The organism is Lactiplantibacillus sp. 30.2.29, from assembly GCF_018991255.1.
Lineage (GTDB): Bacteria > Bacillota > Bacilli > Lactobacillales > Lactobacillaceae > Lactiplantibacillus > Lactiplantibacillus pentosus.
In genome coordinates this window covers 62,591-84,941 of record NZ_JAGYGU010000002.1, presented here as the reverse complement: position 1 = coordinate 84,941, position 22,351 = coordinate 62,591, and the positions used below count along the sequence as shown (strand labels likewise).

General features: G+C 47.8%; 15 protein-coding genes. 9 read left to right on the top strand and 6 right to left on the bottom strand.

Annotation, left to right across the window (positions count from 1 at the left end; genetic code table 11):
• Nucleotides 1-213 precede the first annotated feature (213 nt).
• Complete coding sequence (locus tag KGF65_RS01745; RefSeq protein WP_105924031.1) at nucleotides 214-1,335, top strand: hypothetical protein; 1,122 nt, start codon at nucleotides 214-216, stop codon at nucleotides 1,333-1,335.
• An 860-nt stretch (nucleotides 1,336-2,195) separates the two neighbouring features.
• The gene (locus KGF65_RS01740; RefSeq protein ID WP_101873109.1) at nucleotides 2,196-2,963 is read left to right on the top strand and encodes a hypothetical protein; all 768 of its coding nucleotides are present in this window, start codon (nucleotides 2,196-2,198) and stop codon (nucleotides 2,961-2,963) included.
• Nucleotides 2,964-3,186: 223 nt separating this feature from the next.
• Here the strand turns inward: KGF65_RS01740 and KGF65_RS01735 are convergent, their stop codons facing one another.
• Nucleotides 3,187-4,143 (bottom strand): nucleoside hydrolase, encoded by a 957-nt coding sequence (locus KGF65_RS01735; RefSeq protein ID WP_216747938.1) that lies wholly within the window; start codon nucleotides 4,141-4,143, stop codon nucleotides 3,187-3,189.
• 199 nt (nucleotides 4,144-4,342) lie between these two features.
• Here KGF65_RS01735 and KGF65_RS01730 point away from each other — a divergent pair, with 199 nt between their 5' ends.
• On the top strand, nucleotides 4,343-4,903 hold the full coding sequence (locus KGF65_RS01730) for a nitroreductase family protein (protein ID WP_216747937.1): 561 nt from the start codon (nucleotides 4,343-4,345) through the stop codon (nucleotides 4,901-4,903).
• Nucleotides 4,904-4,922: 19 nt separating this feature from the next.
• Entirely contained in the window at nucleotides 4,923-5,807 is an 885-nt protein-coding gene (locus KGF65_RS01725) for a polyphosphate kinase 2 family protein (RefSeq protein ID WP_216747936.1), read from the top strand.
• 165 nt (nucleotides 5,808-5,972) lie between these two features.
• On the opposite strand, the gene KGF65_RS01720 is transcribed toward KGF65_RS01725, so the two are convergent.
• Both KGF65_RS01720 and KGF65_RS01715 read right to left on the bottom strand, forming a co-directional pair.
• Nucleotides 5,973-7,895, bottom strand: a complete 1,923-nt coding sequence (locus KGF65_RS01720) for an LPXTG cell wall anchor domain-containing protein (RefSeq protein ID WP_216788186.1) — start codon at nucleotides 7,893-7,895, stop codon at nucleotides 5,973-5,975.
• Between the two features lie 171 nt (nucleotides 7,896-8,066).
• Nucleotides 8,067-8,834, bottom strand: a complete 768-nt coding sequence (locus tag KGF65_RS01715; protein WP_216747934.1) for an alpha/beta hydrolase — start codon at nucleotides 8,832-8,834, stop codon at nucleotides 8,067-8,069.
• A 349-nt stretch (nucleotides 8,835-9,183) separates the two neighbouring features.
• Here KGF65_RS01715 and KGF65_RS01710 point away from each other — a divergent pair, with 349 nt between their 5' ends.
• Complete coding sequence (locus KGF65_RS01710; RefSeq protein WP_101873112.1) at nucleotides 9,184-10,179, top strand: NAD(P)/FAD-dependent oxidoreductase; 996 nt, start codon at nucleotides 9,184-9,186, stop codon at nucleotides 10,177-10,179.
• Between the two features lie 1,120 nt (nucleotides 10,180-11,299).
• On the opposite strand, the gene KGF65_RS01705 is transcribed toward KGF65_RS01710, so the two are convergent.
• Both KGF65_RS01705 and KGF65_RS01700 read right to left on the bottom strand, forming a co-directional pair.
• Nucleotides 11,300-13,093 (bottom strand): glycerophosphoryl diester phosphodiesterase membrane domain-containing protein, encoded by a 1,794-nt coding sequence (locus tag KGF65_RS01705; protein ID WP_216747933.1) that lies wholly within the window; start codon nucleotides 13,091-13,093, stop codon nucleotides 11,300-11,302.
• Nucleotides 13,094-13,306: 213 nt separating this feature from the next.
• Entirely contained in the window at nucleotides 13,307-15,457 is a 2,151-nt protein-coding gene (locus KGF65_RS01700) for an LTA synthase family protein (RefSeq protein ID WP_216747932.1), read from the bottom strand.
• Between the two features lie 264 nt (nucleotides 15,458-15,721).
• On the opposite strand from KGF65_RS01700, the gene KGF65_RS01695 reads away from it, so the two are divergent.
• From KGF65_RS01695 to KGF65_RS01685, 4 genes are all read left to right on the top strand, one after another.
• Entirely contained in the window at nucleotides 15,722-16,168 is a 447-nt protein-coding gene (locus KGF65_RS01695; protein WP_101873115.1) for a GNAT family N-acetyltransferase, read from the top strand.
• Between the two features lie 1,328 nt (nucleotides 16,169-17,496).
• Nucleotides 17,497-18,906: a SpaA isopeptide-forming pilin-related protein gene (locus KGF65_RS17385; RefSeq protein WP_313819547.1), complete on the top strand. Its 1,410-nt coding sequence runs from the start codon at nucleotides 17,497-17,499 to the stop codon at nucleotides 18,904-18,906.
• 9 nt (nucleotides 18,907-18,915) lie between these two features.
• Nucleotides 18,916-19,842: an LPXTG cell wall anchor domain-containing protein gene (locus KGF65_RS17380; RefSeq protein WP_313819548.1), complete on the top strand. Its 927-nt coding sequence runs from the start codon at nucleotides 18,916-18,918 to the stop codon at nucleotides 19,840-19,842.
• 230 nt (nucleotides 19,843-20,072) lie between these two features.
• Nucleotides 20,073-20,447, top strand: coding sequence for a hypothetical protein (locus KGF65_RS01685; protein WP_105924046.1), 375 nt, complete (start codon nucleotides 20,073-20,075; stop codon nucleotides 20,445-20,447).
• A gap of 125 nt (nucleotides 20,448-20,572) precedes the next feature.
• Here the strand turns inward: KGF65_RS01685 and KGF65_RS01680 are convergent, their stop codons facing one another.
• Complete coding sequence (locus tag KGF65_RS01680) at nucleotides 20,573-22,327, bottom strand: hypothetical protein (RefSeq protein ID WP_253954350.1); 1,755 nt, start codon at nucleotides 22,325-22,327, stop codon at nucleotides 20,573-20,575.
• Nucleotides 22,328-22,351: the final 24 nt, after the last annotated feature.

The following is a 22,351-nucleotide window of genomic DNA, read 5'->3' as shown; positions in this document are numbered from 1 at the left end:
CTGGAAACATTGGGCATGTTACGATTTGTGTAGTTTGAATTGATGTGAAAAATCTATCATGTAAATCTTTTACACTTCTTATTATATGACATTTTCAATATTCTAGCTTAAAATGGGGCTAATGAAATATTAATATTTTTATTATCTTTTGCTTGTAAAAATAGTCATGTAACTACATAATGAAATCAATCAAAAAAGAAAAGGGGCTTTATCATGGGTGTGAAAAATAAGGTTGTTATGACGATGGCTGTCTTGAGTGGGGTCAGTTTAGCAGTACCATTAAATGCGAATGCGAAAACCAATACTTATAAACGAACTAAGACTACTAAAGTTGCGAAGAAAGCCTACTATACGACTAATACGACGGCATCAACTTACAAAGCCAATGGAAAAATCAACAAATGGACCTTTAAAAAGAATCATGCGTTGAAGAATTATAAGAATACGACTTGGACACGAACCCAGAAAACCTACATTAGCATGCACGGTAAGAAAGTGCTGTACTATTGGGTACATAATAGTAAAAACAATGCGACCGGTTGGATTTGGAGTGGCTATCTAAAGGCTGGTAAGAACTATCAGGGGACTACTGCGAAAGCAGCATCGGGTTCTTATCAGAAGAACACGGCTCGAAATGGGAAAATCTACACTTTCAAGCCTGGTGGCAACTCGTACATCAAGTTCACTAAGCCAAAGTCAATCGCAACCAAAACAACCTATACGCGGTCAAAGACTCGGACGGTTTACAAAGCTGGTAAATCCTACACCTACTATTATGTAACTTCGGCTAACAAGAAGACCAAGGGTTGGGTATGGAACAAGTATATGAAGTCCGGTGCCTACAAGAAAGCAACTAGCACCGCCGCAAAGACATCTTCAACAAGTTCGAGCGTTGCAAGTCAATCATCAAGTAGCACGGCATCTTCGACGGCAACCAGCAAGACCAGTTCTACTTCAAGTAGTAAAGCCAGTTCAAGTTCTGCAACAACTGCAAGCTCATCGTCAAAAGCAAGTAGTTCTTCGTCAAGTTCAACTACAGTAAACTATGCTGATCCAGATGTATCTGCACTACCTTTGTCTCAACAGGTTACCTATAACACTGAATATCCTTCAATTATTAAGAGTAGCTACCTTTGGCTTGACCTATCAACTGCATTTCAAGCACCACTTCCTTCTGGTACAGGTACCTATACTGCCTGCTTAGTAGTCGCCGATGAGAATGGTAATGCAACAGGCACAAAAGGTAAAACTATTGATTTGGCAAAAACTAAGACAGTGTCACCGGCGGAATATGAAGCTTTGACTGGTTACGATTTATCTGATTTTGAAAACTAAACCAGCACAATCCAGAAGTGGCGGACGCAATAGAATCCCAAGTAGAATTATTTTTGATCACGGACTAACCGTTGCGAAAGCGTTCTACATTACGGTATGTTGAGACCAAGAATAGTTGTAAGCAACCGGAAACGACTGAGCTACCGTGGCGACTGGTTAGCGGTGTTGACAAAGAAAGGAGGACCACTAATGCGATTCTATCTCTTTAGCGAAGGTGAGTAACAAGCCCTGATTGCGGCCAATAATGAATGGCTGGCACGCAAACAAGCGGTACAAGAATGTGGCCTGAGCGCCACAACACCAGCCGTTGAGGTTGAAGAAGCAGAAGCATTTGATCGCTTCAAGCCCATCTTTTTTGATGTATTGGGCGATGAGAGCACTTCTGCCGCCCAGATGGCCCGGGCAGTCTTTTCAACGCCGGGTGTGATTTTGACGAATATTCCAAACGTGTGAGTAAAAAGCGGTGTCAGCAATTGCTGATGCCGCTTTTCATTTTCAAGTGCGCAATAACGACCAACCCAGGGTAAAATTGCTGACTTGTAGTCACGACGGTCAATGAAAGCTGAAAATCATTATTTTTTCGCAAAAACAGTGAAGAACGATGGCTTATTTTGACGAATTACGACATAATTATCTTGTAGATCAATTAGTATCTAGAAAAATTGTTATCGCGATAATTATAATTGAATGGTTAAGCATTCTTTGCGACAATCAAGCTGACTTTGCAACAAGCACAAAGTTTATAAGTAAGATTTACGTACGATCCGTTGGGCGTCGCTCGAGTAGCAGTGTCTGATAAATCGGATCTTTAGCATTGTCAGAGTTGCCGCCAACAAAATCGTAAACGAGGGAGTCAAAGCATGGCAGATCGTCACGAAATCAAAACTGCAGATGTGGATGGGCAGTTGCGAAGCCTATCCTATCTGGCGGATAAATACGAAATCGATCAAATCAGACTAACGACACGTTACAAAAATGGCGAGCGTGGGAAACGACTGGTGCGGCCGGTGCATTATACGAAAGGCCTGCAAATGATTGATATTGATGGGCAAAAGATGAATTTTATCCAAGTTGCTAAGAAGTTCGGTTTAAACCAGCAGACGGTCCTCAGTCGCTATAAGCGGGGCGTTCGCTATCCAGACATTGTGCTACCAGTCGATGAATTTAAACGTAAGATGAAACGTGATGGTCCTCAAGATATTCAAACCGCGATTGATGGCCAGAAGATGACGTTAGCCGAGGCTTCCGCTCAATACCAGGTCAAGCCAAGTACGGTGATCAACCGCTATAAACGGGGGATTCGTGGTCCTGAATTGGTGCAAACGGTCAAGCGGGTCACTTCTGGGCCAATCGTGTTGGAAGATGGACAGACCCTGTCAGAACTGGCCGCAAAGACGGGAATTGACTATATGACGCTCTGGCAACGTTATCAAGCCGGCAAACGGGGCGCTGAGTTAAGTGTTCAACCGAAGCGCAAACGGTTTATGGTTGATTATCAGGGTCGGACGTGGACGCTGTTAGAATTATCGCGCGCGTTTCACGTGCCGGTGGGGACGTTACGAAATCGCGTCAAACAAGGCGAGTCCGGTGATAACTTAGTTCGGCCACCCTATTCACCAAAGAAATAGCTGAACGACTCAAAAGTGCCACTGATTTTGTGGTCTTGAAGGCTGTTTCCAGAGTGAGTTAATAATTTGACGAGTTTTTGTAGGCGCTGATTTTTAACCATTGGTGATCATTAAGACGTTAATATTCAGATAAAAACAGTGTCGTCAAACTGAATTCAGTCTGACGACACTGTTTGTGTTTATTAATAAATTTGTAATGAATTATTCCAGTTTTACAGCAAGCCTAGTGTTGTTTGAACAGCGTCGTTAAGTAGTCCATGAAGGTCTTCAAATAACGGTCCTTATCGACAGTTAAGGCGACGGTCACATTCGTTGGGTCGTTCAAACGGGCAGGGTCGCCAATCGTCCGACCGTAGCCTTCACCGCTGGCTTGAACGTACATATTCAGATCAAGTGTCGTGACGAAACTTGGGTCGAGTGAAACGCCGACTGCCAGTGGATCGTGCAATGCGCAACCGTGCAAATCTGGACTGGTGATGTCGTAGGCGGCGATGTAGTAGTCAACGATGTCCGCGAATTTTTCGCCGGCCGTCGTCTTCAAGTCGCGCCATTGTTGGGTTTCAGTCTTGGTCAATAACGTCCGTAACGTGACGTCGAGGCCGACCATCGTCAACGGCATATTACTAGTGAAGACGGCATTGGCGGCTTCGGCATCTTGGTTGATGTTGGCTTCAGCGTAGTGGCTGACGTTACCAGGAACCGTGAGTGCACCACCCATCAAGGTCACGTTGCCAATTGTGCTGGCGATGTCTGGGGCTTTTTCGAGTGCTTCGGCCAGGTTGGTCAGTGGACCGGTTGGCACAAGGGTCAAATCAGCGCCATATTGGTGAACAGCGTCAATCAAGAAATCAACGCCAGATTGTTTTTCAACGGCACGTTTTGGTGCGGGTAGTTCGACGTCACCGATCCCGTTCATCCCGTGGATTTGTTGTGAAATCGGCATGACATCAAAGTGCTCGGTCGTACTGGAGTGAGGTTCGCCTAGAAAGACAGGGACGTCCGTTGCACCCAGTAATTCCAAGATTTGTAAACTATTAATGGCGGCTTGGTCGACCAGGCAGTTCCCGTATGAACTAATAATACCAATCAAATCAACGTCGGGCGCACCGACTGCATAAGCAATTGCCATTGCGTCGTCGATCCCAGTGTCCAAGTCTAAAATCATTTTGCGTTTTGCCATGAAAAACATCCTCCCTAGTTAGGTCTGAAGCGCTGTAATGCTATGATTTAATTGTAAACGTTTCAGTGGACGCTGACAACGGCTAGCAGCGAATTAAATGTGGATTAGGCTATAAAATGTTCGGGATTCGTTTGGTAAAACGCTTACTGGCACAAATTTCCTGACTGACTTATACTGAAAGTCAAGGAAGGTGAAGCTAATGACCACTCAAAGTCCATTAGAAACAGTAATTAACGCCCGTCATTCTGTTCGTAAATATGACGGCCAAACTAAAATTGAACCCGAAGAAATGAATCAGATGTTACAGACTGCGTTTCTGGCACCGACTGTCTTGAATCAGCAGCCGATTCGCGCACTGGTCATCACGGATGCGCAACTCCGCGAACAGTTATGTGCAGCCACTGGGAATACCAGTCAATTGACCACATCTAGTGCGGTCGTGTTATTCGTCTTGGATCGCGAAAATCAGCATCAAACGCCCGCGTTTCAACCGGGACAAGGGGACGCACCAGCTCAACATTCAGATACGATTGGGGCCTTAGATACCGGGTTGATCGCGATGCAATTCATGCTGGTCGCCAAGGACCATGGCTACGATACCAATCCGATGACTGGTTTTGATGCCGCCGGGTTCACTAAGATTTTAAACTTAGATGCCCAGCGCTATCAGCCGCTATTGCTGGTGTCAATTGGCAAGGCGGCCGTTGCGGGTAAAATGGCAGACCATCAACCATTGTCGACATTAGTAGATTACCGCTAAACGGGGAGGCGGATGCGACGTGAATTTTGAAAAGCATTATCGCTATACCGGTAAGCAGAAGCTCGGATTGACCAAATTAGCGACGACGGTCGACCCGGAGTTTGAGGATGAAAAGGTCATCAAGAATCAGATTGCCAAGAATATCAAGCAACTGACCGAGCTGCAGGGTAAATTGTATGCCCAAGACCGGTTTGGCGTCCTGATTATTTTTCAAGCGATGGATGCTGCGGGCAAAGATAGTATGATTCGCCACATCATGAGCGGGGTTAATCCGCAGGGCTGTGAGGTCACGTCATTCAAACAGCCGACGAGTAAAGAAATCGCCCATGACTATCTGTGGCGGATTCACGAGCGGGTCCCCAAGCGCGGGATGATTGGGATTTTTAACCGGTCGTATTATGAAGACGTGCTGGTGAGCCGTGTTCATCCTGAGATTATCGTCAACGAACATATCGGTGAAATTGCCTATAAAAAGCAAGTCGACGACGCGTTTTTTGAACGGCGCTTCGGTGATTTACGGTACTTTGAAGATTATCTCCAACATAACGGCTACTTAGTTTTGAAGTTCTTCTTGCACATGTCGAAAGCGGAACAAAAGCAGCGGTTTATTCGCCGCATTGAGATTCCAAGTCATAATTGGAAGTTTTCCGCTGCCGATATTCAAGAACGGCAGTATTGGGATGACTATCAGCAAGCTTATGATGACGCGATTACGCAGACGGCCACCAAGGAGACGCCATGGTACGTCATTCCGTCAGACAGCAAGTGGTATTCACGGCTGTGCGTGTCTGAAATCATTAATCAGCGACTTGCTGAATTACCATTAGCGTATCCGTCATTAGATAAATCGGCCCAGGCACAGTTAAAGACCGCCTTGGAGCAATTAGACCGCGAAACGGATTAATGATTGCAATCGATGCCGTACTGGGTAGCATGATGCTGCTTATGTTAAGGCAACTTAGCACGTATCGCGGATGAATAAGTAACACAAAGAACGGGCCGTTCAAGCCATTTCAGCGTTAACTGAGGTTGGACTTGAACGGCTCGTTTTAGAACTTAAATACATGAGTTAGGAGCGATGATGTGGTTGACGACGAAGAAAAACGTAACTAAGAACGGCTAACAAGATGACTAATCCGAGTAAGATCAACCACGAGCTGGAACGTTCATTAGTTTGTGGCAAGTGCCGCGCCGTTGTGGAACCGGCGAATGCCGCTGCGGCAGTGGCTGGTAAAGCGCCAGCCGATTGTGTCGTTGTCAGTGGCACGTTCGTGGACGATGCTAGCGGTGAACGGTAAAACGGTGCGCTAGCAAGGGTACTTGGTCCAGCAGCGGAATTGTTACCAGCACCGCCATTGTCGACGGTTGGCTGACCAGAGACGGATGGTGTATTGGCTGCACCAGCGCCTGGCTGACTTGGCTTAGAAGTATTTGGTGCCGTCACGCTCGGCTTCGACGGCGTTTCCCCGTTAGGCCGTTCTGGCGTGGTGACGCTAGGCTTTTCGGGCTGAGTGACACCTGGCTTTTCCGGTTCAGTCACGCCAGGTTTTTCCGGCGTAGAAGTGCCAGGCTTTTCTGGTTCCGTGACACCAGGTTCTTCTGGAGTTGAAGTGCCCGGTTTCTCAGGTTCCGTGACACCAGGTTCTTCCGGCGTAGAAGTGCCAGGCTTTTCAGGTTCCGTGACACCAGGTTCTTCTGGAGTTGAAGTGCCCGGTTTCTCAGGTTCAGTCACACCAGGCTCTTCTGGAGTGGAAGTGCCAGGCTTTTCAGGTTCCGTGACACCAGGTTCTTCCGGCGTAGAAGTGCCAGGCTTTTCAGGTTCCGTGACACCAGGTTCTTCCGGCGTAGAAGTGCCAGGCTTTTCAGGTTCCGTGACACCAGGTTCTTCCGGCGTAGAGGTCCCAGGTTTTTCTGGTTCAGTGACGCCCGGTTCTTCAGGAGTAGAGGTCCCTGGTTTTTCCGGTTCCGTGACACCAGGTTCTTCCGGCGTAGAAGTGCCAGGCTTTTCAGGTTCCGTGACACCGGGTTCTTCCGGCGTGGAGGTACCCGGTTTTTCAGGCTCAGTCACACCAGGTTCTTCTGACGATTCATTCTCGTCCGGATTATTAGGCTCAGTTACCCCAGGATTCTCCGGAACATCGACCTTAGGCTTATCGATACTCGAATCAGCTGAACCACGGTTACCATTTTTATCCGTGTATTCAATATCATTAGTAAAGACAGCGGTTTCGGATTTCGGGTCGATTTGCGTCTTATAAGTCAGCGTCAGCTCAGTCACATAGTTACCACTGGCGTTAAACGTGACCTGATTACCGTTTGTCGTTGCGGTGACTGGAATTGCATTACCAGTTGCATCGTGTAGCACAGCGCTACCGGCGACAAACGTTTGGTCGGGTCCTAAAGTGTCAACGAAGCTGGGATCGGCCAGTTCGTTCTCGTTTGGTAAGACGTGGACGGTCCAAATGATATGGTACGGATCGGCCGGGTCTTCCCAGGCTGCCGTTTTATCTAACAAAATTGGCGATAAGTTTCCGGGATGTTCTGGGACAGTCCCTTTAACATCCAGTTGAACGTATCCAGAACGGTTGACTGTTGCGTATTGGTAGATCTTATTGAAGGTCACGACCCCGGTATGGGAGCCAGCTGCAATGAAGAAGTTACCACTAGAACCCGCAATGGTCCCGGTCATTGGAAACGAGTCATCGGCTGGAATCGTGACGTTGGCTGGAACCTGGAACGTCATGGTATCGCCGGCCGTAATCTTAACATTGTCTGGAATACGCCATTTATAATTGACGGTATAGTCTGCATCGGCAGGCAATTGCGCATCATGCGAAATCACGTTGCCTGCGCTATCTTTGATAACTGCACTATTTACATCATTACCAGTCGCTTCAATCACTTCTCGCGCTTGACTGATCAATGGGGGACTAAACATCAATAAGAAGAGTCCCGTTAGAGCTAATAACAACCATTGCCACCTTTTGCGCATGGTAAACACCCCCTGCTATTAAATTACCCATAGTTTACCACTGTTGTACAATTTAATAGTACGCTTAGGTGTTGTTCGTCGAGTTTACTAACCATCATGACTAAACCGGCTTGATTGCCTGTGGATAGCGGTAAATCAAGCCGGTCGAGACTAGGACTGTTTGGTAGGTTCTCAATTGATGACGCCATATAGGAACTGGATGAGGCGCAAGTCAACTTGCGGGTTGATATGCAACATCGAGTGTTCGGCGGTTAGCGGACTGCCGTGGATGATGGTCGTTTGTGGGTGCCAACCGGCTGCGCGGAGTTGCTGACTGAATTTTAAAACATCATCCAGTTTGACGCCGCCATCGCCAGTTGTCTGCCAGATTTGATCGCCGATGTTCAGGACTGGAAAACGGGTCGGCAGTTGTTGTATTGTTTTGCGAGTCACTCCCGGATAAGTCGAGCCAATCGTGACAAACTTGTTGATCTTGGCGGGGTGGTCAATGTTTGCTGTCAGGTAGTCAAAAATAATGTTGCCGCCAGACGAGTGGCCGACCGCATTGTAGCGGGTGACGTGATAACGTTTAGCCAAAATTGCAATGACGGTCGCAAACTGGCGGGCTTGTCGTTTCGCATGGTGGTTATCCGCGAAAATCACTTGGATCGTAGGATTAGCTTTCAGTGGGGCAAACTGCTGCACGCTAACGTGTCCAGATTGACTGACATGGACGATCAGGCCTTTAGTCATCAGGTGTGCCGCGGTCAAACGGTGGACAAAGCCCGCCGTCGAGAAGGCCCGGGCGTAGTCGCCGCCCACGAAAATCGTTGGAATCGACGTTTGATTGACCTGGACTTTTTTTAGTGGCATGAGTCGGTGTTGCCAATAAGTTCCTAAGCAGACGATCAGAGTCGCGCTGATGACCGCCATAATTTTAATGATTTTGTTGTGCCGCATGTTTCCCACCTTGCTTTCAGCTTCTATTATAGTCTGTCTGCTTTGACTATGCGGATAAAGTTGAATCAGTGCGTGAATGAAGATGACGCAACTTGTACCGGCATCTGTTAGCAAGCTTTTACGCACCGGTAGCGTTGGGCGGGGGAGTATAATAAAACTTTGTGCAACACCGCAACCTAAGCCGATATGGCGATGGATTGGGGGCATGCACCGCGACAAAACGTTTTTCGCGTCATACTAGCAATCTGAGCCTAATTTAAGACAAATCGACAAATTTGGTTTTGCAAACCCTCCCAGAATCCACTAGAATTAGAAGCAACAAATCTACATACAAGAGAGCTGGGAAACGATGAGTTCAGATTACGATTTAACAATTATTGGTGGCGGACCCGTGGGGATGTTTGCGGCTTTTTATGCCGGTATGCGGAACGCCCGCGTCCAATTATTAGAAAGTCTGCCCGAATTAGGTGGACAGGTTCAGGCACTCTATCCTGAAAAAATGATTCATGATGTTGCCGGCTATCCGGCAATTAAGGGGCGTGAGTTGGTCGCCCAATTGGCCAAACAACTGGACCAATTTCCAATTGATGTCCGGTTGGCTTGCCCGGTTACGGATGTGACGGGGGCCATGGGAGACTTTACGGTGACGACCGCAAATGGTGAACAGTCACATACCAAAGCAATTATTGTCGCCACTGGGAGCGGGGCATTCGAACCCCGCCGATTGGCCGTTGATAACGCGGCGACGTTTGAAAACAAGCAATTATTCTATCATATTCCAAGTGTTGACCGGTTCAAGGACCAGACTGTTTTAGTTGCCGGGGGTGGCGATTCGGCCATTGATATGGCATTGATGTTGGAACCAGTTGCCAAGCAAGTCTACATTATGCATCGCCGCGACCGTTTTCGCGGAATGGAACATAACGTCGACCTATTGAAGGCCTCGTCCGTTCAAATCAAGACGCCATTTCTCATCAAACAACTGGCGGAACTCAACAACGGGCAATTACAATTGACGATGAAGGAAGTTCGCGGTACGGCTGAAGAGACGTTAGCAGTTGATGATTTGATCGTCAACTATGGCTTTATTGCGGATAACAAGGTGATTCGCAACTGGCACGTCACGCCAACGATGGCTCACCGGCTGATTACGGTCGACACTGAAATGAAGACGGATATTCCGGGCATTGCGGCGATTGGTGATACAGTCACTTATCCGGGCAAACTTGGCTTGATTGCGAGTGGCTTTGGTGAAGCACCGAACGCAGTCAATCAACTGATGATGACGTTATACCCAGAACGGCGCAGCCCACTGCACAGTACGACGTTGTTTGAAAAAATGTAATTAATCAACGCTTGAGAAGTGAAATAGCGGCAATCGATAATCAATTTAATGATTACCGATTGCCGCTATTTATATCCTTTAATGAAGATGCAATTGGACAAAAGTGTTCAGCCAGCTTTTGACAGAAAGTAGGCGTCTACGCTCATTTGGTATGAATGATGATTAAAACGTGACAGTTCTTAAGTTCAAAAGCTACCAGCTGAGACCCGCTGGAAACAAAACGAATTAGCCGTAAACCTGATTTGATAGCTGCGTCCTACACCGGCCTCCAGGAATTTCTGACAACGCTGGAACGCGATGGACACAGATTTAAGCCGACAACCCACGTCTTAAATACTGGTCTTCCACTAACCAAGCACACAACGCTTGCTAAGTGGAATTTCATCGCTGAGCATTGTCAGAAACACCTTCCAGCCGGGGATGGTATTCGAAAGGCGGACATGTGTGGACTCAACCTTAAATAAACTAGTCGTTAGTTCTTGGTAACCAGTTATTTTGACGGTCAAATGTCAGGCTAGCTACCGATAATATTAAGCCGCTTTGTCCATATTATCAGGCAGTGAACCATCAGTATCGTAGAATATTGGCAGAGTCAGCTCTCGGTAAAGCCTTAAACCCTGTGCAAACGGCAATTTTATCGTCTGATTGTAAGCCTCTACTATTGAATTAGACACTAACCTTTAGGAAAGCTTGTCAGCATTTGAATACCATAAATCATCATAAATACTGATTCAAAAAAGTTTGCCTGAAGGACCAGTCGCAAAATATTCAGTGATCAATTGTACCCAGGTAGGTGGCCGTTTATCCGCCATTCGAGTGGGTTCCCGACTGTAGGGGCCGGCTGACAATGCTCAGTAGCCAAATTATTCTTAGCTGGAAGTGGTCTTCTTCCGGCTTAGAATAAGACTCGTATTTGAAATTGCGCGGTGGGTTTCTGCGTGAGTTCAAATCGACGTCGGCTTACGTTCCAGCAATTGTCAGCCGGCCCCGGAAGTCGGACTAAGACGATCACCGGCAGACGAACAGTAAGCCAAACAATTGGTATGATTCAATCATTTTTCATGCTTAACAATAACGCGCACGATTGTGTGCCAAGTCAATGTCCAACCGTTAATCGAACTTATTCATTACTAGTCAAGCTTAATTCATTCATGAAGGTCAAGAGTAGCTTGGCGTAGCTCGGATGGTCGGTGTTACTCTTGGCTTCCTGTTGCATTTCTTTCAGGTTGTCAGTGATGATGCCCGTTACGCCCATGAACATCATTCGGTCCATTTGGTCAGTGTCGTCGATATCCCAGGCGTAGACCGTCTTGTGATTGCGGTCGGCCTTATCGACAAATTGGTCGTTGAGCGTGGTGACTTCCATGGTGTATCCGTTGGCGTCCGTATGCGGGAAGGTCAAGTTATACGGCAAAATGTAACTGACGAACTGTTGTGAGTCGAGCCGCTTCAAGTCGCGCATCACTTTGTAGCTCAGCGTGTGTACCTGGTCGTGATGTGCCAGCAGTGTTGCCCCATATCGCTTGATGAACCGTTTGGTATCAGCAGACGTGTAAGCGGAACTGGTCTTGATTTCGACTAATAATTTCTGATGGTGTTGCCGGGCGGCCTTCAAGTAAGCATCGAAACTTGGAATTTTAGCTTGATGCCCATTTTCACGCACCGTGATTTTTTCGAGCTGCTTTAGCGTCAATTGGCTCGGTTTCTTGTTGATACCAGCCAGTGCTTTCAGGGTCGGATCATGCATGACGACAAACTGGTGATCCTTGGTGACTTGAATATCCATCTCAACGTAATCAGGATGTTCCTTACTAGTCTTGATGAGCGCCGGAATCGTGTTCTGAACGCCATTGCCATCATCGACCCCACGGTGAGAAATGATGATGGGTTTGGTGATGACTAATCCGTTTAAATAAACGAGGTTGACCGCGACGAGTAGACTAGTCGCCAGTAGAATCCCAATCGCCACGCTGGCTCGGGTCCACCGTTTTAGGCGCGGTGCTTCGTTAAAGTGTTGCGGTGCTTGCCGAAGTAGAGTGAAATCTTGGCGGTAACAAACGATGATCAGCATCATGAAAACAGCGGTCGTGTAGCAAATAATGACTTCTGTGATGGCTTCCATAATGAACAAGTTGACCGTCGCAGCGGCCATCGCAATTCCAGTCTTATCAAATCCTAATTGCGCGAGGTAAATCAGCATATAAATTAGGGTGACCGCGACTAGAATCATAAACAGGGTTACTAGCATCGTCCAGAGGTACCGCAGTGTTCGGTGCTTGGTTTGTTGCCAACTGCGCTTAACTGCAGTCTTCCATGGTAATCTGTCGATGATCATGAGCGGCAATAAGCTGATTAAACGGATCCCGAGATACCCAGCAATCAAGTGGAAGCCTGCAAGCCCCAGCGCCATCCAAGGATTCTCGAGCAAGTAACTGACGATGAAGGCCGGAATACGCGCCTTGTTCAGTAGGGGCGTGGTAAAAATGAAGCTCCCAAATGGCAGAATGACAATGAAGTAGCCGATAAAGAACAGAAAGGTGCTTGGTGAGGTCAGCGTCAAACTGGTGACCGTTGTCCGTAAGACTTGCCGAATCGTTTGCGGGCGTCCCCGGAAGATGTTAATGATCCCCAGTAATAAAAAGGCAAATTGCCAGTAGATCAAAATAATGATGGCTAATAAAATGGCCAACATGCCGAGTGCTGCAATCGGTGTGCGAATAATGATGCTTAAGACATTGGTGTAGGAGACATAACTGACTCCTTGCCATTTCAGCAGCATTTCCAGAAGCCAATTGAAGAAGGGCACTGCTAGATAACTAATGACCAGATTGGTACTGAAAATCAGTGCCACGTAACTTCCCCAATTTTTATAAAAACGGCGGGTACTATCCCACCAGAAACGCCAAGCGCCCATGCGCATTGCCCCCTTCACGTGATGACGACCATCACGCTTCTCAAAATAAGTTGACCATTGCCAGGTCGTCCCAGCTAGTCAGTGGATATAATTTATTCTATTCTATCATGAAACCGGTCACGACAGGCAATCGGCTTGCGGTGGGAACAAAAAATCCTAGTTAAGGGTCTCAGTTGAGCACCCCTTAACCAGGATATCGTTGTTACAAATCAATTATTTAGAGCTGCTAGAACTCGTCGTACTGTCCGTATCGTCCGGATTGGTAATCTTGATCCGAGTTGAATCAGTCTTCTTATGCGACGCTTCTGGGGCATCCGTCTTGTACAGATCGACCGTTGACTTGTTGCCGTTCTTCGAGTACAAACTCGTTGATTTGCCAGCCAACTTGTTTTGAATGTCGATTTCTTTTTCAAGCCCGTCAGCGTAGTTGTACTTCGACGCATCGACTTTCTTAAAGTTCTTCGGTGTGTAGAAGCGCAATAAGTTCTTGTTATTGAGTGAATCGGAAAGACTCAGTTCTTTGTCGACTTTCTTTTGATCCTTGTCGACTTTCTTCTGAACACTTTCATCATCTTCGACTTGTTTACCAGTGGCGTTATCGTAAATTTTACCACTGAGAACGGTGTACTTCGGTGTCACGAAGTCGCGATTCCGGAAGACGACCGTACTGTCATGCTGCTTGGAGAAGAGGTCGGTCCCAAACTGAATGTAGCGTTTGCTGGAAATCCCGAGCAAGTGCAGAATCGTTGGCAGAACATCGATTTCACCACCATAAGTCGATTCGACCTTACCACTCTTGATGCCTGGAATGTTGATCATGAACGGTACCCGTTGGAGTTGGGCACTGTCAAAGGACGTCCAGTCATCCGCCGATTTACCAAGAATTGGCGCCAACGTTGAATTTTCACTGTTAGATAGGCCGTAGTGGTCACCATATAAAACAATCATGGAATTCTTGAGTAAACCAGCCTTTTTGAGGTAGGTATAAAATTCCTTCACCGATTGGTCCAAATAATGCGCCGTCTGGAAATAACCATTGATGGCCGAGTCACTCGTATCAGTCGTCTTGAAGGTCGTATCTTCACTATCTAGTGAGAACGGGAAGTGGTTCGTGACGGTGATATATTTGACATAGAACGGTTGCTGGAGTCGTTCAAGGTACTTGACGGAATCCTTGAATAGCAACTTATCTTTTAGCCCATAACCGGTTGATTTATCACCGGTCGTATCGAAATAACTGGCATCAAAGAAGTATTGATAGCCCATGTTCTTGTATGTGTTATTTCGATTCCAGAAGCTAGCGACGTTTCCGTGGAAGACCGCGGAAGAGTAGTTGGCCCGTTGATTTAAAATCGCGGGCGCTGCCTGAAACGTGTTGTCTGAACCTAATTGTGAGAACAATGAACCCGTTGAAAGGCCATAGGTACTCGTTTCGAGCATGTTTTCGGCATCGGAAGTCTTCCCTTGACCGACTTCATGGAAGAAGTTCTTAAAGCTGTAAGTTGATTGACTGTGATACAGCTTATTGAGGAATGGCGTGACTTCCTTACCATTGATTTTTTGACCAATTAAAAATTGTTGGAAACTTTCCAGATGAATCACGATCACATTACGACCCTTAGCGATCCCGTACATTTTGGCATTTGGGGCGGCGTAATGCGATTCCGTATAATCCTTAACGGTGTCCAGCTCGGATTTCTTCGCACTGGCCCGTTGATGGTTCGTTTGTTCATCCTTGATGCCGTCGTAGACCGTGAAAGAGTCGAGTCCCAGGTATTTGACGATGTAGGTGCGGTCAAAAGTTCTGGTCAATAACTGGGGACGGTTGGATTCAGCGAGTGTTAAGTTGAGCCCAAAGCCCGCGATCGCGGCAGACGTATAGGCAAACGCGGTGTGCTTCTTAATCGGACGCTGATCTTGTTTAATGCGATGAAGAATCACCAAACCTAAGATGATGACAATGTCTGCCCAGTAAAGCACGTCGCCCCAGTTAGCTAAGGCTAATGAGGAGCCGGTCAGCCCTTGACTGACCTTGGAGACGCCGGTGATCGTGCTCACAGTCATGAAATCTGTGAACTCACGGTGATAGATGACATTGGCATATAGTAAAATGGTGTCCAATGCATCAATGAATAGCAAAATATAGTAATATACACCGGTTTTACGAATGTAGAACGCCAGACTAAACAAGAAGACCGTCGTTGCAATTGGATTGACAAGCATTAAGAACGCTTGCAAGGGATCCGCAACGCCGAGCGCAAATTCAGTTAAGTACGCATAAATCGTTTTGGCCCAGAATAGAAAGACTAGTAGCCAAAAGAATCCAATTCGCGTATTAACGTATTGGCGAAATTTGGTAAACATCGATAAAGACCTCATTTTTAACAAATTTGGATATGACGCGATAAACAGTCATCAAATCATTTTAACATAACATCTAGTTCCGTAATCGCTAACAATTTTAAGAATGCGTTAATTTCAGCCGGCTTGTACAATCTAGGGTGCACATTAAACAAGCTAAGAATACGAGTTTTCAAACGAAACTAGTGTTGTGCTCGAACCGACATTTGACGACGATACCATAAACGCGTATTCTCAAAAGTATTTGAGAAGGAAAGTGGCGATAAGATGAAAATCAAGACGAGTAATCAGATTGACTCAGACGTTTATGCGGATGCCATCGCAATTCGACGGGCGGTCTTCGTTCAAGAACAACACATTGATGAGGCCTTGGAAATTGATACGGTTACGCCAGCAACTTGGCACTATGTTGGTTATGATGACACGGGCAAGCCAGTGGCCACCGCACGGGTGACGCCCAACGATCCTACGACGGGCCATATTCAGCGTGTCGCCACGTTAAAGGCCGCACGCGGCCACGGGTATGCACGCCAGCTCTTAAACCAAATTGCGGTCGATGAGGCTGCGAAGGGCTACCAACAGCTGGTGTTAGGGGCACAAGTCACGGCCCAGAGTTTTTATGCTGAGTTGGGCTATCAACCAACGGGCGCGCCATTTATGGAAGCCGGCTTGCGTCATAAAAATATGGTGAAAGTATTGACGCCTGCCAATTAACTGACAAGTCAACTGCATCCTGAATTCAAGACATCTCAAGCACTGCGACCCGGTTACGACTGACCGGCGACGTGGTGTTTTTTTGCGTTTTTAAGCTAATTACGCATTGTGCTAGGTAATATGTCATGAATCATGATTAAAACGTGCCAGTTTAGATTTCTGTTCGTCAGCTGATGCGCGCCCTAGTCCGACTTCCGGGGCTTGCTGACAACGCTGGAACAGGGCGGACATCGATTTGAACTCACGCAGAAACCCACTGCGCAATTTCAAATACGAGTCTTCTTCTAGCCCGGGAAGACCGCCCGGACAAGAAAAATTTCGCCCTTGAGCATTGTCAGCCAGCCCCTCCAGTCGGGAAGCCGCTCGAATGGCAGATAAATGGCCGCCTATCTAGGTACATTTGGCCATCGACTACTAGGAGACTGGCCTTAAAAATCAGAATCGGTGATGATCTATTGAGCTTGAAAACTTGTCCCATTTGAATACTGATACGATGGTTTTAAGATTATACATTAATTTCAGAGCCACTATCCTTGAAATTAGTGCATAGAATTTGGCTTCGTTTGGTATTCAAGCTTCGTCATCTTAAGCGAGTAGAGAAAGTTCTGATAATATTCAGGAATACTGCTGGCTCCTATGATTAAAACGTGAGTATGATTGCTTTTACCTGAAACTAATCTTACAGTTCATAACCAAAATGACTGTCTACTATGAATCAACGACTAATTCAACAAAAAGTTGAGTCCGCACATGTTCTCCTTTCAAATACCATCCCCGGCTGGAAGGTGTTTCTGACAATGCTCAGCGATGAAATTCCACTTAGCAAGCGTTGTGTGCTTGGTTAGTGGAAGACCAGTATTTAAGACGTGGGCTGTCGGCTTAAATCTGTGTCCATCGCGTTCCAGCGTTGTCAGAAATTCCTGGAGGCCGGTGTAGGACGCAGCTATCAAATCAGGTTTACGCTAATTCGTTTTGTTTCCAGCGGGCCTCAGCTGGCTGCTTTTGAACTCAAGAGCCGGCACGTTTTAATCATCTTTAATGCTAAATAAGAACTGGCACAACGTATAGCTGATTATATTTTGAGTGCGGCAAGTAAGCTTCTGGTTTTTGTGTAGGGATGATGCGTTTAATCAGGGCAAGAAAGCGAATTCAGTTTGTTCAGTTAGTTGGCAAATGAAAGTTATTAGTCGTCTCTATCTAGTGAGTTGCAGTATTGTACATATGGAACCGATTAGCGCAAAAGACTGACCGGCGTTCGGCCGCTATCATCCGATGGTTAGGCTGGAAAAGTTAGGTTGTTTGGCTTTTTTTGAATGGGGGAGGAGCATATGCGAAAAAAGCGAATAGGTTTTTTGTTAAGTGTGTTGATGGCAATTTTGACGTTATTTGTGTTGGGGTCTACGGCGCATGCCAAGGAAATAAGTGTCAGCGGTCTCGATGCCAATAGTGCTCAAGTATATGATAAGAACGGTCAGTTGATGCCACCGTCCAGTTTGTTGAATACGACCACGTCATATCAAGTGACCTATAATTGGCAGATTCCAGATTCTGAAGTTTTGAACGCCGGTGATACCGTTACGGTAGGTATTCCAGCTAACGTCAAGGTTCAAAACAACGTCAGTTTTCCAGTGGTGGATGCCGATGGGGCAACTATTGGAACGTTCACGTATAAGGCTGGAGATCCCACGGGGACCATCACGTTCAATGATCGAATCAGTGGGTTGCAGAATCGGCACGGGACGTTAACGATTAACGCAAATGGTAATTCAACGATTTCGGGAGATGAACGGAGCATTGCTAAGAGTGGATCGATATTTACGTCGGATGAAGCAGGTTCACCGACCACGCTGTTCTGGCATATCACCGTTCAACCTGGGAATAACCCGACTATTGTCATCACGGATACGTTAGGACCGAACCAAACCTTTTTACCAGATACCGTTCAAGCGTATTTGGTCAATGTCGTGAACGGGATGGAAGTACCTGGTCGGACAGTGACGCCAACGGTTGCGGTTGATGGCAATATCATCACATTTTCATTTACGAATGTAACCAGTAAGCTCGTCCTGAATTATCGGACGAAACCAGAAAATGTTGATTCCGCTGCTGGCAATGTTTGGCATAATACCGCTTCCTTGAATGGTTTGGATGTGGCGACAGATGCCGATATTGTGTTTGGTGGCAACGGAAGCGCTCAGCAGGATTATAGTGTCCGGTTAACCAAGCATGATGCCGATACACAGGCCGTGCTAGCTAGTGCCACTTATGACCTCCAAGATAGCACTGGCAAAGTGTTGCAATCCGGCTTAACAACGGATGCCAATGGTCAGCTGATTGTCGAAAAATTGGCAGCAGGAAACTATCAATTCGTTGAAACTAAGGCCCCAGAAGGCTATGAGCTGAACATCAAGCCATTGACCTTTACCTTGGGAACACCGAAAACGCTGATTTCGATTGAAGTGAGTCAAGATGATCAGAAGATGCCGGTCGTACCAGCGACTGGTGATGTCACGCTGACGAAGACGGATGCGACGACTAAGAAAGTTTTAGCAGGCGCAGTCTACGAACTACGGGATGCTAATGGTAAAGTGTTGCAATCCAACTTGAAGACCGACGCGGCTGGTCAATTGGCTGTGACCGGTTTAACAGCTGGCGACTACCAGTTTGTTGAAACTGCTGCACCAACGGGCTATGAATTGAATGCAACGCCATTGCCGTTTACGATCAAAGCCGGTTAAACCGCGGCGGTGACCGTTTCCGCGACTGATGAACCAGTCACGAATCCAAGTCAGCCAGGTGAACCCGGGCAACCAGAAGAACCAGGCAAACCAAGTGAACCAGGAACAACTGAACCCGGACAACCAGAAGAACCAGGCAAACCAAGTGAACCAGGGACGACTGAACCAGGACAACCAGAAGAACCGGGCAAACCAAGTGAACCAGGAACGACTGAACCAGGACAGCCCGAAGAACCAGGCAAACCAAGCGAACCAGGGACGACTGAACCAGGCCAACCAGAAGAACCGGGCAAACCAAGTGAACCAGGAACAACTGAACCCGGACAGCCCGAAGAACCAGGCAAACCAAGCGAACCAGGGACGACTGAACCCGGACAGCCCGAAGAACCCGGCAAACCAAGCAAACCCGGAACAACTGAACCCGGACAGCCCGAAGAACCCGGCAAACCAAGCAAACCCGGAACAACTGAACCGGGCCAACCAGGTCAACCAAGTAAACCCGGAACAACTGAGCCAAGTCAACCAAGTAAACCCGGGACGACCGAACCAGGTCAACCAAGTCAGCCTGGTACCACTGGCCCAAGCACACCGAGTCAACCAGGCGTGCCTGGAACCACCACACCAAGTCAACCAAGTGGAACGTTACCAACCAATCCTAGCCAGCCTGGTGTACCAGCACCAAGTTTGCCGGGAGCTGGTAACCCATCTGCCAGTCAAGGCGTGACTACCTCAAATGGTTCAGGGACGTTAGCCTCAGGAACCGGTTTGAACGGTACGACTGCAGGAACGGGGACCACTGGTGCTGGCGCAGGCCACGGAGCGGGACTCCCGCAAACGTCTGAAACGCCAACGTCATTATTGATGATGCTCGCTGGCTTGCTCGGCTTGTTGATGGCCGGAACTGGTGTCGTTTATCTGCGGCGTCGGCACGGCTAAATTGCGTCAGTCATCATGATGGATGAGAGATCCAATTGAGTTGTTTTACACGGAACTCCAGCAAGTGCGCTGGGGTTCTTTTTTGAACGCCTAAGATATGGCGTTAGAAATTGCTGGACGACATTCGTTTAGATGTTGACGCAACGAATCCGTTGGGGTGCCAAAATCATTCGGAGCGTGTATGGTCTGAAATATCATTAGAAATCGGCACAATTATGGGGGCGTTGCGCATGCGGGGAGAACGGACGCGATGGTGGCTAAAAATCCTAGTCATTATTGGTATTATGATACTAATTGGTGGTGTGAGTCAGTGGAAGATGGCGCACGCCCGGCAACAACCGACCATTCAGTCGCGGGCAACTGTGCTTATCGCAACGGTCTCACAACAAGTTAGTACTGTAACGCCAACTGAGCTGATGAACAGGCGAACTGGCGATCCAGTGTTTTCAGCACGAATCGGCCACTTTCAGCATGATCATCCGAATTCGATTACCTCGCAACCATATCGAATCAAACGGCGCGCCTATAATGTCACGTTAATTGGCGGGGTCATGGTCGGTAGCCTCGTATTGTGGTTGGGGTATCACTGGTGGCGCCGGCGATAATGTGGACATCAAATTGAGAATATCGTAACCTTAGAAGGCCGTTCTAAGCGACACACAGTCAACTTAGAACGGCCTTTAACTAGCTTGATCATTAGTATTCAGTACTGAGTAGTCGTGTCATCACATCACGCTGAGCGGCGTTTCAGTAGTTGCGACCACCGTGGAAAACTGACGGTCCAACGAATTAGGCCCGGCAGTGTCGCCGGCACAATTAGATTACTGAGGCCAATCCCAATCAGGCTCATCAGCGCAAGCCCTTTTAGATTAGGCGCAGCGGTCAACCAGAGTGGCAACAGGTAGCCGCATTCCAGCAGCGTGACCGGCCAGACGAGTTGTCCACAAGCATAGAAGTGGGTCTGTAACCGCTGGGCATCAAAGTGGTGGAACCAATTTTGACGGTCGACCGCCATCAAGGTGACTGTCAGCCAATGCAGCGCTAGGATCACCAGGCTACTGAGGAAGACGGCGCTGCTTAACAATCCGGCATGTTGCCACTGGGTCATGATTAGCTGGGTCCAGCCCCAACTACTGATAGCCAATGCAGCTAAACCACCGGTCACCAGGGCGCTCAGTAGGAACGAGCGTAAGCCCAACCAGAGGGCGATGACTAGAATTCCCGCGACGCCGACAGTCCATTTTAGCGCGTGTTGGCTGACCAACTGATGGCGGGCCTGTTGTTGCGCGGTAATGCCCGTTGTTGTGATTTTTGAAGCTTTAAGCGGTGTCGCCAACAAACTAGCGTGAGTCACCGCTTCAAGCTGGCGCAACGTCTGCCGACTGGCTTGGTCACCCGGTGCTGTTTTGAGGAGCACGGTCAGTTGGGTCATGTTAGAATCGCTGCTAACGTTAGTAAACAAGCTGTTCTGGTAAGCTTGGTTGGTGGCGGCGTTAGCGGGGAGGTAGAAACTGTGGCCCACTTCGCTGTCAGCCAAGCTTTCCAAATAGCTGTGGGTGGCTGTCAATGACGCTAATAACGTTTTAAACGGTGCGGTCGTTTGCTTGAGCGACTGTGTCACGCGATGAACGTGTTGATCGACGTGGCCAGCTTCGGTCGCAACGGCCGTTTGGGCACTGACAACGTGGTCGAGTGCGGTCGTGGTACGGCTGGTCAGGCGGTCGAGCTTGCTCAAGGCGCGGTGTAGCTGTTCAGAGTCAGCCTGCTTGGTCGGTTGTTCGTCGTCAGTCGACGGCGTTAACAGTTTGTTGACTGTTTTAAGTTGGTCATTTAATTGGTCGTTCAAATCGGCTAAATCATTGATGCGGTCCGAGAGTTGATCGACGGACTTAGTGTGCTTGCTTGTTGCCGCTTGTTTCAGCGTTTTTTGATCACTGGCCAGTGTTCGCTGCAGTTGCGCCACGCTGGTTTGTTTGCCCGCCAAATCAATATTGATGGCGGACAATTGATTATTGACGTAAAAACTAGCAATCGGTTGGCCAGTCGGGCGGGTGACTGAGATGACACGATTAACGTTTGGCACCGCGGTCAATTGACGCGTCAACTGGTCGATCGTTTGGAGCGCGCGTTGGTTGGTCAAGTTCTGAGTGCCTTGTAGCGTAATCGTGATTGGCCCCGTCGCACCGGTACCAAAGTGCGCTTGAACCAGTTGTTGGCCGAGCTCTGCATTGGTTAATTGGGCCTGCTGCCAGGGGCGTAAATTATCGTCCGCAAATTGTTGATTGGCGCTGAGAATGCCCGGGACAATCAACAACGCACTGGCGACAATTCCCAAGGCTGGTTGCCAGTGACTAAACCGACTTAACTGGCCCCATAGGTTGTGCGACCGTGGTTGCCAAGCGTTGGTGCCAGGCCAAAAGAGGCTATCGCCCAGCCAACCGACAAAGGCATCATTCAGCGTAGGAACGGCGAGTAGCGTAATCATCAGGGCGACCGCAATCGTCCAGGC